This is a genomic window from Geomonas paludis, assembly GCF_014193585.1.
Classification (GTDB): Bacteria; Desulfobacterota; Desulfuromonadia; order Geobacterales; family Geobacteraceae; genus Geomonas; species Geomonas paludis.
On sequence record NZ_BLXY01000005.1, the window covers coordinates 91,356 to 104,799 of the forward strand.

7 protein-coding genes are annotated in these 13,444 nt (G+C 62.6%); 5 read left to right on the plus strand and 2 right to left on the minus strand.

Annotated elements, in window-relative coordinates:
* Nucleotides 1-37: 37 nt before the first annotated feature.
* The 5 genes from H7687_RS13645 to H7687_RS13665 all read left to right on the plus strand — a co-directional run bounded on the left by H7687_RS13645 (nucleotide 38) and on the right by H7687_RS13665 (nucleotide 9,636).
* Entirely contained in the window at nucleotides 38-1,654 is a 1,617-nt protein-coding gene (locus H7687_RS13645) for an AMP-binding protein (RefSeq protein WP_183348285.1), read from the plus strand.
* Nucleotides 1,655-1,656: 2 nt separating this feature from the next.
* Complete coding sequence (locus tag H7687_RS13650) at nucleotides 1,657-1,899, plus strand: acyl carrier protein (protein WP_183348287.1); 243 nt, start codon at nucleotides 1,657-1,659, stop codon at nucleotides 1,897-1,899.
* A gap of 8 nt (nucleotides 1,900-1,907) precedes the next feature.
* Entirely contained in the window at nucleotides 1,908-3,407 is a 1,500-nt protein-coding gene (locus H7687_RS13655) for an MBOAT family O-acyltransferase (RefSeq protein ID WP_183348289.1), read from the plus strand.
* 19 nt (nucleotides 3,408-3,426) lie between these two features.
* Nucleotides 3,427-6,168 carry an alginate O-acetyltransferase AlgX-related protein gene (locus tag H7687_RS13660; protein ID WP_183348291.1) on the plus strand — a complete coding sequence of 914 codons (2,742 nt, stop codon included), beginning with the start codon at nucleotides 3,427-3,429 and terminating at the stop codon, nucleotides 6,166-6,168.
* Between the two features lie 99 nt (nucleotides 6,169-6,267).
* Nucleotides 6,268-9,636 (plus strand): glycosyltransferase, encoded by a 3,369-nt coding sequence (locus H7687_RS13665; protein WP_183348293.1) that lies wholly within the window; start codon nucleotides 6,268-6,270, stop codon nucleotides 9,634-9,636.
* A gap of 124 nt (nucleotides 9,637-9,760) precedes the next feature.
* Here the strand turns inward: H7687_RS13665 and H7687_RS13670 are convergent, their stop codons facing one another.
* Both H7687_RS13670 and H7687_RS13675 read right to left on the minus strand, forming a co-directional pair.
* Nucleotides 9,761-10,870, minus strand: a complete 1,110-nt coding sequence (locus tag H7687_RS13670) for a hypothetical protein (protein WP_183348295.1) — start codon at nucleotides 10,868-10,870, stop codon at nucleotides 9,761-9,763.
* Nucleotides 10,871-10,902: 32 nt separating this feature from the next.
* Nucleotides 10,903-13,233, minus strand: coding sequence for a protease pro-enzyme activation domain-containing protein (locus H7687_RS13675; RefSeq protein ID WP_183348297.1), 2,331 nt, complete (start codon nucleotides 13,231-13,233; stop codon nucleotides 10,903-10,905).
* Between the last annotated feature and the right edge of the window lie 211 nt (nucleotides 13,234-13,444).

A 13,444-nucleotide genomic window follows, 5' to 3' on the forward strand; every position in this document is an offset into this window, starting at 1 on the left:
CTGAGACTGTCGCTACAGATACATGGAGAGCCTCAAGATGATCATTAACGGTCAATTCAACATAGGGCACATCTGCACACGCAAGCAATGCGAGCTCGGCAGGAGCGAAAAGGTCGCCATGCGCTGGATCTCGCAGCACATGGAGCAGACGGATTACACCTTCGCCGAGCTCGACCGGCAGACCAACCGGTTTGCCAACGTCCTGGCCCACCTGGGCTTTGCTCCCGGCGACATTTTCTTTACCTTCCTGCCCAAGATGCCGGAGCAGTTTTTCGCGTTCCTCGGCACGCTGAAGCTCCAGGCCATCGCGGGCACCCTGTTCTCCAACTTCGGCGAGGAGGCCCTTCTGGACCGGCTGGGCGACTCCAAGGCCAAGGGGATCATCACCAAGAAGAGCTTCCTGAAAAAGATCGGGCGCATCCGCGACCAGTTGCCAAACCTTCGCTACGTGATCGTGGTGGACATAGATCAGCACCAGTCGGACGACATCCTGAGCTACGACCGGCTGATGGCAGAGGCATCCGACCACTTTACCGTTGCGTCCACCAGCGCCGACACCCCCTCGGTACTGCACTACACCTCGGGTTCCACCGGAAAGCCCAAGGGGGTGCAGCACGTGCATGGCAGCATCCTGTCCCAGAACATGACTGCGCGCGAGATCCTGCAGCTCAGCGAGGACGACGTCTACTGGTGCACGGCCGACCAGGGCTGGGTCACCGGAACCTCCTACGGCATCATCGGCCCCTGGAGCATCGGCGCGACTCAGGTGCACTTCGGCGGCGGCTACAACGCCGAGCACTGGTTCGACATCCTGCAGCGGGAAAAGATTACCGTGTGGTACTCGGCGCCCACTGCGCTCCGTATGCTCCTGAAGGAGGAGCCGGAACTCTTCGCCAGGTGCGACCTCTCCAGCCTCAGGCACATCTTCAGCGTCGGCGAACCGCTCAACCCGGAAGTGATCCACTGGGCGCGCCGCACCCTTAACCGCGACATCTACGACACCTGGTTCCAGACCGAAACCGGCGCCATCATGATCGCCAACCGCCCCGGCATCGAAGTGCGCCCCGGCTCCATGGGGAAACCCGCCCCGGGCATCGAGGCGGCCATCATCGCCGACGACGGCTCCCCGGTGCCGGACGGCGAACAGGGAAACCTCTGCGTCAGGCCAGGGTGGCCCTCGATGTTCGTCACCTACCTGAACAACGACGAGGTGTACCGGCAGAAGTTCCGCGGCGGCTACTACTATTCCGGGGACACCGCCTACCGCGACACCGAAGGCTATTTCTGGTTCATGGGGCGCAGCGACGACGTGATCAACACGGCCGGGCACCTGGTGAGCCCCTTCGAGGTGGAAAGCGCCCTGCTGGAAATCCCCGAGATCGCCGAGTCGGGCGTGATCGGCGCTCCGGACGAACTGCTGTTCGAGAAGGTGGTGGCCTACATCGCGCTGCACGACAACTGCGAATACTCGCCCCAACTGGAACTGAAAATAAGGCTGCACGTTTCCAACAAGGCATCCACGATAGCGACACCGCAGGAGATCTTCGTGGTAGACAAGATCCCTAAGAACAAGAGCGGCAAGATTATGCGCCGGGTCCTCAAGGCTCGCTACCTGGGGACCGATGCCGGCGATCTTTCAACGATGGAGGAATAACAATGGATACCATGACCTCTTTGAACGACATTTTCCGCGAGGTCTTCGATGACGACACCATCGAGATCACCAGGGCCACTACCGCCGACGACGTCGATGGATGGGACTCGCTCTCCCACACCAACCTGATCGTAGCGGTGGAAATGGCGTACAACGTCAGGTTCAACCTGAAGGACACCAGGGCCCTCAAGGACGTAGGCGAACTGATCGACCTGATCGACAGGAAACTGGCGGAGAAAGGCTAGGCAGTCGGATGTTGTTCAGCTCTTACATCTTCCTGTTCATGTTCCTGCCTGCGGCACTCCTGCTTTACTACCTGGCGCCGGCGCGCGGGCGCAACCTCACACTTGCGGGGCTCAGCTACTTCTTTTACGGCTGGGCCAATCCGTACTGCACGCTGCTCCTGTTCGGTTCCACCACGGTTACCTACTACTGCGCCCTCGCCATGGCGCGCCCGGCGGGTGCTCCGGCGACGGGAGAGATCCCACTGCGGGACGAGGACGCCCCGGCGAGCCTGCGCCAGAAGGGGGCCTTCTGGCTCTCCATAGCGGCGAACCTGTCGCTGCTCTTTTTCTTCAAGTACTTCAACTTCGGCATCGAGAACCTGAACTCGCTCCTTGCCACGCTCGGCCTGGAGCACCTGCAGTTCGAGGGACTGCTCCGCATCGCCCTCCCGCTGGGCATCAGCTTCTACGTGTTCAAGATGGTGAGCTACAGCATCGACGTCTGGCAGGGGAGCGTGCGCGCCACCCGCAACTTCATCGACTTCGCCTGCTATGTCTCCATGTTCCCGCAGCTCATCGCCGGCCCCATCGTGCGCTACCGGGAGATGGCGGCCCAGCTTGCCTCCCGCATGCACACATCCGAAAAATTTGCGCGCGGCACCTCCTTCATGTGCCTCGGGCTGGCCAAAAAGATCCTGGTTGCCGATCCCTTGGGCAAGGTTGCCGATACCTGCTTCAACGCGGCGACGCTCAACGCGCTCGACGCCTGGTACGGTCTCTTCGCCTACACCATGCAGATCTACTTCGACTTCAGCGCCTATTCCGACATGGCCACCGGGGTCTGCCTCATGTTCGGGTTCGTCATCGCCAAGAACTTCGACTCCCCGTATCTGGCCGATTCCTTCGCCGATTTCTGGCGCCGCTGGCACATCTCCCTCTCCACCTGGCTGCGCGACTACCTCTTCACGCCGCTCAACTACATGCTGCTGACGGAGAGGGTGCGGGAGCGCATGGTGCGCGAGAAATTCCGCTACAACTATCCCGCCATCGCAAGCAGCGTCGTGGTGTTCACCATCTGCGGCATCTGGCATGGCGCAGGCTGGCCCTTCGTTGCCTGGGGGGCGATGCACGGCGTGCTGCTTGGGCTGGAGCAACTGAGAACCAAGAAAAGCTCCTACTGGAAATGGCCCAGGGCGCTCCGGGTCTGCTGCACCTTCATCCCGGTATCGCTGGCGTGGGTCTTTTTCCGCGCCGCCGACCTCCGCTCCGCTTTCGGCTATTTCGGCAGCATGTTCGGTGTTGGAGGCAGAAACGCAGGCGACGACCTGGTCGCAGGCGTGATCTATCAGCCGTACTACCTGCTGAGCATGGCCGTGGCGGCGGTCCTTGTCTGGAGCGCGCCTCAGGTCTGGGACTTCACCCGCAGTCTGAGTTGGAAGAAAGCCGCCTGGTGCTACGGCTTGCTCCTGTTGTCGATCGCGACCCTGGTCACCAAGGCCCACAGTCCCTTCATCTACTCGGCCTTCTAAAGCTTTGGGAGCTCCTACCATGTCCAACAAGAACGCAGGAACCGGCATAGAAGGCACCGAGGTAAGCGCTGCGGTCAAATGGTTCCTGCTGATAGCCTTTATCTGCACCATCGCCGCCGTCCCGGTGGTGCAGTGCGCCCTGGAAGACTCCCTGTTCCCCAAGTCGCTGGCAGCCTTCTCCTACGATGAACAGACCTCAGATCTGGACCGGCTGCGCGCCCGGCAAAGCGGGATGGGCTACGCCTTCGAGGCCGGCCGGCTCATCAACGAAAAGACCATGGAGAACACGCGGAAGTTCGAGAGCAGCATGGAGGAGAGCTCCTGGATCCTCTCGACCGTCGGGCCCTCAGTGGAGAAGGTCCTGATCGGCACACTCGGCGCGGGGAGCCGTGACGTGTATTGCGGGAGGGAGGGCTGGCTCTATTTCCGTCCGACCCTTGAGTACCTGACCGGCGCCCCGTTCCTCGATCCCGCCGTCATGAAGGCGAAAAGGGAGGTGCAGCCCGACCCGGTCAAGGCAATCCTCGACCTCAAGAAGCAGCTCTCCAGCCGCGGCATTGAACTGGTGGTCCTCCCCGCCCCCGCCAAGGCGAGCATCTACCCCGAGTATTTCACCAGCCGCTATGGCAGGCGAAGCCTGCCCCTGCAGAACCCTTCGTTTGCTGAATTCGTGCGCCGTCTCCAAGCTCAGGGAGTGCATGTTTTCGATCCGGCTTCGCTACTGCTCCAGGCGAAGGAAAAAGAAAATCTGTTCCTGAAAAGGGACACCCACTGGACTCCCGCGGGCAGCGAACTGGTGGCGCAGAAGCTGGCGGCCTACCTGCGAGAAAACAAGCTCCTGACGCAGGTGGCGCCAGTCGGCTACACCAGGGTGCCGAGTTCAGCCGAGAACAGGGGCGACCTGGCGGCGATGCTGAAGACGGCCTCCGATTATGAAAAGCAGCACGTCACGCTGCACCAGGTCCGGCAGCCCGATGGCACGCCGTGGTCGCCTTCGCGCAACGCCGACATCCTGGTCCTTGGCGACAGCTACGCCAACATCTTCTCGCTCGACGGCATGGGATGGGGCACCGGCAGCGGGCTCGTGGAACAGTTGAGCTTTCAGCTCAAGCGCCCGGTCGACGCCATCCTCATCAACGACAAAGGCTCCTTCTCCACACGGCAGCAACTGGGCAAGGAACTCAAGCGCGGCGAGGACCGCCTGGCGGGGAAAAAGGTGGTGGTCTACGAATTCGCAGCCCGCGAGCTGGCGCTGGGCGACTGGAGGATGATCGACCTGGAGGTGGGGAAGCGTTCCCGGGCTCCCGTGACCGCGGCAGTGCAGCAGGCGGTCGAAGCGGCCAAGGCAGCCCCGGACGGGCTGCAACTCGAAGGTATCATCGAAGAAATCACGCGCCCGCCGCGCCCGGGCAGCACCGCGTACAAGGATGCCGTCATAGCCATGCACCTGAAGCAGGTGACCTCGGAAGGAAAGCCCTTTGCTGCCTCTCAGATCGTGGTGTTCGCGTGGGGCATGCGCAACGATACCGTCACCCCCGCCACCCGCTATCGCCGCGGAGAACGGGTCAGCCTGAAACTGCGCCCCTGGGCCCAGGTCGAGAAGAAGTACGGCGGCTACCAGCGCATCGAATTGCAAAACGAAGCCACCATGCTGCTCGACATCTTCTGGCTGGCCCAACCGGACGATGCCGTGGTGCCGGCCTCGACGGCAGCGAAACCTGCTGCAGCGGCTGTGCCCCAGGCCGCGCCTCCCGCACCGCCCGCGCCTGATAAGGAGGGGCACTACCAGGAACCTGCGACCACCCCGCAGTTGCCCCCCGCCGAGGCGAGAGCCCTGTTCCAGAAACGGGTAGCGGAGATATATGCAGCGAAAGACGAAGGGCGGTCGGTCGCAGGGGTGGACGGCTGGCTCTTCTCGCGCCAGGAGCTGAACCACATCGCCAAAGGGCAGTTCTGGGGTGAAGCCGCCCAGGCCACCAGCCTCGCCGGAAAGCCGGACAGCCGTGACCCGCTCGCCGCAATTCTCGACTTCAAGCAGCAGTTGGACCGCGCCGGCGTCGAGCTGATCGTGGTACCGGTGCCGGCGAAGGCCCACGTCTACCCGGACAAGCTCGTCCCCGGTGTCACGCCGCAGATGGGGCGCCTGGACACGGCACACCAGCAGTTCCTGCAACTGCTCGGCGATGCCGGAATCGATTACCTGGACCTCACCAGGCTCTTCCTCGACGCGCGCAAAAGCGGGTCCTCGAGTCTGTTCCTGCAAAAGGACACCCACTGGTCCCCGGCCGGCATAGCGGCGGTGGCCCGTGCCTTGAAAGAGAAGATCGCCCCCCGGACGTGGTACCAGGTGCTGGAGAAACAGCAGTTCACCAGGAACAAGGAGAACATCCAGGTGACGGGCGACCTCGCCGAGCCGGGCGCCGCTGCCGAGACCGTGGTCGTGTCCCGCATCGCTCCTCCGCCGCAGCCGGACCGCAGCAGCCCCATCATTCTTTTGGGCGACAGCCACACACTCATATTCCATTCCGGCGGCGACATGCACGCCAAGGATGCCGGCCTGCTCGAGAACCTCGCCTTCGAACTGGGGTTGAGGCTCGACCTGATCGGCGTGCGCGGCTCCGGGGCGACACCTGCACGCGTCGAATTGGCGCGCAGAAAGGACAACATGGCGGGGAAAAAGCTGGCCATATGGTGCTTCACCGTGCGGGAATACACGGAGTCGCAGACAGGCTGGCGCAAGGTGCCGGTGATCCGCCCCTGACGGGGCAAACCGCTTGCAGCGAAGGAACCGATTCATGTATGTTAGCCATCGGCAAGTGCCGGATACCACCCGATAATCGGGACAACACGTGGTCCTCAAATGAAGATATCTGTCGTCATCTGTACCTACAACCGCTCCGCCCTGCTCCGGGACTCCGTCGCCGACCTGCAAGCTCAGGATTTTCCCGCATCTCAGTACGAGATCCTCGTGGTGGACAACAACTCCTCCGACGACACCCGCACGGTGACCGGGGCGCTGGCAGCATCTTCAAAAGTCGCGGTGCGCTACCTTTTCGAGGCGAGGCAGGGCCTTTCCTTCGCCAGGAATACCGGCATCCGCAACGCCGCAGGCGACGTCGTCGTCTTCACCGACGATGACATAGCCGCCCCTGCCAACTACCTGAACGAGATCGACAGGGTCTTCACCGACCCCACCGTGGCTGCGGCTGGAGGGCCGATCCGTCCGATCTGGCCGGGCCCGGTGCCTGAATGGCTCACCGCCGACTGGCATGGCTTTCTCACCATCAATGACTTCGCGGCGGCTGCCGAAACCGGGTTCTTCCAGGGCCCCTGCGAATATCCCTGGGGGGCCAACATCGCCTTCAGGAGGGGGATTTTCGACCGCATCGGGACCTTCCCCACCGACCTGGGCAGGGTCGGCAACTGCCTCATGTCCAACGAAGAGGTGGGACTGTGCAGGAAGATCCAGGCGGCCGGATTGAAGATCGCCTTCGCTGCCGATGCAGTCATCCTCCACAAGATCCCTGCGGAGCGGCTGACCAGGCAGTGGTACTACCACAGGACCTACTGGCAGGGCCGCTCAAACGCCGTCATGAATGCAGAGAACCCGGCCGAGCTGTACAGGGGGCTGCGGCGCTATCTCGACCTGCTGGCGGTGTACCGGCTCGGCCAATCCTTCTCCGCCTTCGACCGGCGGTGTATCAAGCGCGAGGCCATAGGGTACGTCCAGCAACTCGTGCAGCAGCAATCCGGATCCCCGGCACCCGCACCCGTTTCCGGCTTCAGGCACCTCAGATGGCTCGCTGGCTCGCTGGAGACCGTCGTTGCCAGTTCCGCCCGCTGCGCGCTGCAGCAGGGCCGGGCGGAGCAGCAAGCAGTCATGAACCAGATCGGCCAGCTCCGTTGCGAGCAGGATGTCCTCATGGGCCGGATCGGGGAACTGCAAGCCGAACTGGCCCGGCAGAAGGACCTGGTGCTGGAGAAAGAAAATGAGGCGCAGGCCAAGGGAGACCAGGTTGCAGCACTCCTCAACTCTCTGAGCTGGCGGGTGACGCGCCCCTTGCGGTTCGTCTACGATCTTGTGGGAGCAGGCTCTCTTGTCGTTTTCCTGAAGCTTGCCGTGAACATCCTGCGCCACCCGAGGACGGTCATCGGGGCCATCAACCGGGACACGCTCAAGCTTGCCTGGGGCTATCTCAAAAATGGCGACGTCAAGGGGCTCGCCGGCGGCGTCTCCTACTTCGTCGGCAGGACTTCCCCCTCGACCGGGTACCGCCCACAGATACTGCACGGGACCATCGATCCGGCGACACCCTTGATGCTGCCCGCCTGCCCACAGCCGCTGGTGTCCATCATCATCCCGGTGCACAACCAGTGGGCGTTCACCCACTCGTGCCTGGCCTCCATCATCGAGCACTCCGGGACCATCCCCTACGAGGTCATCGTTGCCGACGATCTCTCCAGCGACGACACCTGCCGCATCGGAGAGATCGTGCACAACGTGCGCGTGGTGAGGCATCAGACCAACCTCGGGTTCCTGCGCAACTGCAACGAGGCGGCCCGGCTAGCGAAGGGAGCCTACCTCCTTTTTCTCAACAACGACACCAACGTTCAACCGGGCTGGTTGGCGCCGTTGGTGGAAGTAATGGAAAGAGATGCCGCGGTCGGTATGGCGGGCTCGAAGCTCGTGTACCCGGACGGGATGCTCCAGGAAGCCGGCGGCATCATCTGGCAGGACGCCTCAGGTTGGAACTTCGGCTGGCGCGACGATCCCGAGAAGTCCTCCTACAATTACGTCAAGGACGCCGATTACGTCTCGGGCGCAAGCCTCATGGTACGCCGGGAGCTTTGGGAGAAGACAGGTGGCTTCGACGGACGCTACGTACCCGCCTACTTCGAGGACACCGACCTCGCCTTCCAGGCGCGTAGCCTTGGCTATCGCGTGGTGTACCAGCCCAAGTCGGTGGTGGTCCATTTCGAAGGGGTCTCCCACGGCAAGGACGTCTCAACGGGCGTAAAGGCCTACCAGGAAACCAACAAACAGAAGTTTGTCGAGCGCTGGCGGGAGGTGCTGCAACGGGACCACTTCGCAAACGGCCAGCACGTCTTCCAGGCCCGGGACCGGAGCAGGTATCGCAAGACGCTTTTGGTGATAGACCATTACGTGCCCATGTATGATCGGGACGCCGGGTCGTACTTCATGTACAGCCTGCTGCGGGCGCTGGTCGCACTCGACTACAAGGTGGTGTTCTGGCCGGAGAACCTCTACGCGCACCAGCCGTACACGGACGTACTGCAGCAGATGGGGGTGGAGGTCATTCTCGGCTACCACGATTTCGGCGCCTACCTCTCCGAGTTCGGCAGCTACTTCGACGGTGCCATCCTGACCCGTAACCACATCTCCATCAAGTTCATCGACATGGTTCGCAAGCACATCCCCAGGGTCATCTACCACGACCCGGACCTGGAGTTCCTGCGCGAGCAGCGGCGCTTCGAGCAGGAGGGAGGCTCGCCAGCGGAACTGAAAAAGATCAAGGACCGGGAGTTCTACCTCTTCCGCAACTGCGACATCATCGGCATCCACAGCCCCGTGGAACGCGACATCATCCTCGCGGAACTGCCCGGCGCGGACGTCGAGGTGATACCGCTTCCGATCCAGGATACGATGCCGTCGGCAGCACCGTTCTCCCAAAGAAGCGGCCTCCTCTTTGTCGGCGGGACCCATCCCCCCAACGTCGATGCACTGCGGTACTTCATCCAGGATATACTTCCCCTCCTGCTGGTCGAGATCCCGGACCTGACCCTGACCGTGGCAGGTGCCGTCTCTCACCACGAACTGAAGGGCCTCGACCTCAGTCACGTTACCTTCACGGGTTTCGTCGACGACCTGCGGCCGCTCTTTGAAAAGGCGCTCGTCTACGTCGCCCCGCTGCGCTTTGGAGCAGGCATAAAGGGCAAAGTGCTGGAGGCCGCCAATTTTGGGTTGCCTGTGGTAACGACTTCGGTCGGTGCCGAGGGAATAGGGTTGATCGATGGTAAGAGCGTTGCCATAGCGGACAACGCCCAGGCGTTCAGCGTAGCCGTGTTGGCCCTGCATAGAAACCAAGAACTGTGGGAGTTGATTCGATACGAAGGCAGGAATTACGTCGAAAGCAACTTCTCACAGCGTGCCTTGCAAGCCAAAGTTGATGACGTGCTTGGCAAACTGCTCAGAACGGGCAAACAATAAAGCACCTAACAGGAGCGAGGGTAAATCCCCGGTAGTTCCGCACCGTGCGAAGATTCAAATAGCAAATAAAAAAGGGGTGACACTGACGTGCCACCCCTTTTTATTGCCTTAGGGCTTTTGAAGCTTAGTAGAGGGTCTTCCAGGAGTAGGCGTCGGCAGAATCCTTCACGCACACTTCAACGGTATCAGCTACGCCGGCAGCCCCCTGGGCTACCCAGAAGGTCCCCCTGATGGTGCTGCTGCAGGTCGGTTTGGCGGTGGCCGTGTTGAGCCTTACGCCGCCGTTTACTTCCAGCTTCTGGGCAGGCGCGTTGGTTCCCACACCGATCTCTCCGGTGTACTTAACAACCAGACGCTCGGCCCTGGTGCTTTGGCTGGCGCCGGTAACGATGGACAGACGCGCGGGAACCGAGCCAGCAGCCACTGTTCCGTCGACAAAGCTCTCGAGAAGCGCAGGGGTCTGGTAAGCAGCGCCGTCATAACCGCTGAACTGGAAGGTACCCAGCTTGTCGTTCAGCTGCACCACGGCCGGCAGCGAGGCGGTCCCTCTTGCCCTGAAGGCTGCGAAGACGGAGCGGGTGTTGGGGCCTTCCGAGAACATCTTCTGGTTGGTGCCGCCGATGATGTTGACCGCGCCGTCACCGGGGCTGAAGGTGAACCGGTCGAGGTTGGCGGAGTCCCTGAGGATGAACTTCGAGGTGGTGGTTGCCTCACCAGCGGCCTGCTGCATGATGAGCACGGCGCCGGCCGCCTGGGTCTTGATCTTGTTCAGGATGTCGGTCTGGGTGTCCGGCGACCCGGCCGGGCCCTGCGGCCCCTGAACACCCTGCGGCCCCTGCGGGCCGGTTGCACCGGGGGCGCCGGTCGCGCCGTCGGCGCCTGCGGCGCCTTTCTGCGCCATCACGGTCCAGCTGGTGGCGGAGACGTCGGGCTGGGCGTTGGTGCTGGCCTGGAGGGCGATATAGGTGCTGCCGCCGTAGGAGACGCAGTCGTCTTTGGCGTAGCTCAACGCGGAGTTCCAGGCACCCTTGAAGTGGGCGACGTTGGTGAGCAGCGCGCCGTCGCCGGTGTACTGGCCGGCGGTCACGTTGCCGTCGGAGGTTACCTTGAACTTCACGGTTCCGGTTGCGGGATCCTCTACGGTGATCCGGTCGGTTTCGGCTCCAGCCACAACGGGGAGCACGCTCAGGGGTACAGCGCACAGCGCTACCATCATCATCTTCCTGCTCTTCATGATTTACTCCTTTTGGGCATGTAATTACACGGTTACTTGAATTTCAATTTATCAACGGAGACCGTCCCCCTGCTGACCCGGATCTTTCCGAGCAGGCCGGTACTGGTCGAGTTATCGGTGTAGGCACAGTTGTTTCCGCCCGAGAGCGACAGGGTGATGTCGCGGTCGAAGAGGAAGTCGGCGCTGAAATCCAGAGCCTGCAGCTGCAGATCCGCACCGTTGGCGGCGGTCAGGTATGCGCTGCTGAAATCGGGGAAGAGCACCGGGGTGGTGCCGTCGATGCGCACCGGCTGGTTGCTGCAGGCAGTGGCGCTGATCGCCTGGGAGAACACCTTGGTCACCGTGGTGTTGGCGGCATCCTTGACCTGCGCGGTGAAACTGAAGACGCCGGTAGCCGACGGGGTGCCGCTCAGCACGCCGCCGCTGGAAAGGGTGATCCCCGCCGGAAGGCTGCCGCCGACGACGGACCAGGTGTACGGCGCGCTGCCGCCGGTCGCGGCGAGCGTGGCGCTGTAGGCGACGCCCTGGGTGCCGTTGGCAAGGGAGTTGGTGCTGGAGATGTCCAGCGGAGTGACGGCGACGGGCCAGTTCATCACCAGCGCATAGGCGTCAACCGAGCCCAGACCGGTAACGAGGTCGTAGGCGGTGGTGCAGGAGTAGCCGGTGACGCCCGGGACCGAGCTGTTGCCGCTGGTCGAGTCGTGGAAAACGGTCGGCCCGGCGGAGGTGTACTGCGCGTTGCCCATCTGGTAGAAACGCACGTTGGCGTTACCCTGGCGCTGCCCGGTCTTCTGGAGGACGAGCGCCATGATGCTGGCCATGGCCGGCGAGGAAGCGGAGGTGCCGTACATGGTGTAGAGCGCGTTCTTGCTCCGGACCAGGTAGGGGACGTGCCCTGCGGCGTTGAGCGAGACGTCGGGGATGCCGCGCATGTTGCTCGTTACGCCCGGGGCGACCTGCCAGCTCGGTTTCGCGTAGACGCCGGAAATACCGCTGCCGGTAGCCCACATCTGCTTTCCACCCGAGACGGTCCCACTCTCGTTCCAGGCACTCTCCGGGATGTAGCCGTTGGCCGAGGTGTAGTACGAGTTGTTGGTGCTCCTCCAGTACCCGCCCCCCTGGTCGTTGAAGGTGGTCCCGCCGACCGCGACGTTGTAGGGGGTGGAAGCGATGCCGTTGACCGCCTGGACGGTGCCGCTGGTGGCAGTCGCGGCGCTGCAGCCCGCGGCACCGGAGTCACCGGCGGCAACGAAGGAGGTGATACCCTGGGCCGCGGCCTGCTGCCACAGGTTGTTGTAGAATTCGTTCTGCGCCGTCCCCATGGAGGCTTCGCAAAGGCCGAAGCTGGTGGTCATGATCGGGGCGAGGTTGTTGTTGACGATGTACTGCGCGGAGAGGTCGACGCCGTCGGTGGTGGCGGTCGTCTTGGAGATGACGAACTTGACGTCGGCGTTCTTGGCGGCCGCGCCGGCCCATTCCACGTCCAGGTCCGCCTCGTTGTCCTCGGCCGTGCTGACCGAGCCCGGGTCGGTCCCGTTGACGATGACCGTCACCGGCTTGGCCGGAAGACCCATGATGCTGCGGAAATCGCTCCAGTTGTTCCCGGTGGGATGGGTGCGCCCGACGACGGCGATGCTCTGCCCGGTGCCGTCGTAACCAGCGCTGTAAAGGGCGTTGACGTTGTAGATGGCGGCGAAGTCGCCGGGGGACATCCAGTGGATGCTGGAGCTGTAGGTGTACAGGGGATCGATTTCGCCCAGCAGCTGCGCTCCGCTGTTCATCGGCGTGTGGCCGAAGTCGTGCATCGTGACCACACCGGCGACGACATCGGCCAGGCCGCGCGGGATCTCGGGATCGCGCGAGTTGGCGTGGCGCACCTTGCCGTCAACCTTGTACTTCCGGATCTTGGTGCGGAAGGCCTTCTCCACCTTGTCGACGTTGCCGGAGAAGTTGATGGCGGTGCGGCCGCGGGAAACCTCGTCCACGGTGAAGCCCTGCGAGGTGAGCCACCCCTTGATGGCGGCGACGTCCTCCGCGGGAGGGGCGAAACGGTCGGCGAACTCATCGGGAGTCAGCCAGCGCTGGTAGTTCGGGGAACTGGGATCCTGCTGTTCCGCCAGCAGCTTGTTCAGTTCCTGGTGCTTCTCCGGGGAGAGCTTCAGGGTGAAGATCATCCGCTCCATGGGGAGGTTCGGATCTGCCGGCCCGTCGTCGAATTCGGCACGGGCGTTGGGGTGAACGTTGCCCCGCAGGGAGACCCTGTCGTTGTCGTCGATGACACGCGGCGAACGAGCGAACGCAGGGACGGCAGCCAGCAGGAGTGTTACGGCCACAGCCGTGGCAAGACATTGTTTTTTGCGCATCGGGTCACCTTCGCCCGCGAACAGCACGGGCACATATTTTATTGCATTAAAATATTGCTGCGAACAGACGGTCGACAATTCTCACAGTTTCGATGCCATATCGATACCAAACGCCTCGCGAAATCACTGGATCAAAACACGGCAAATTCGCAATATGGCGTAAATCCCAAGGCAGTGACCGCACAAAATTCAGGGATTTTGGGTACCGTGA

What these genes read in the sequence shown, in the direction of transcription:
- H7687_RS13645 (WP_183348285.1), top strand. Translation starts at nt 38, where the DNA reads ATGATCATTAACGGTCAATTCAACATAGGGCACATCTGCACACGCAAG.
- H7687_RS13650 (WP_183348287.1), top strand. Translation starts at nt 1,657, where the DNA reads ATGGATACCATGACCTCTTTGAACGACATTTTCCGCGAGGTCTTCGAT.
- H7687_RS13655 (WP_183348289.1), top strand. Translation starts at nt 1,908, where the DNA reads ATGTTGTTCAGCTCTTACATCTTCCTGTTCATGTTCCTGCCTGCGGCA.
- H7687_RS13660 (WP_183348291.1), top strand. Translation starts at nt 3,427, where the DNA reads ATGTCCAACAAGAACGCAGGAACCGGCATAGAAGGCACCGAGGTAAGC.
- H7687_RS13665 (WP_183348293.1), top strand. Translation starts at nt 6,268, where the DNA reads ATGAAGATATCTGTCGTCATCTGTACCTACAACCGCTCCGCCCTGCTC.
- H7687_RS13670 (WP_183348295.1), bottom strand. Translation starts at nt 10,870, where the DNA reads ATGAAGAGCAGGAAGATGATGATGGTAGCGCTGTGCGCTGTACCCCTG.
- H7687_RS13675 (WP_183348297.1), bottom strand. Translation starts at nt 13,233, where the DNA reads ATGCGCAAAAAACAATGTCTTGCCACGGCTGTGGCCGTAACACTCCTG.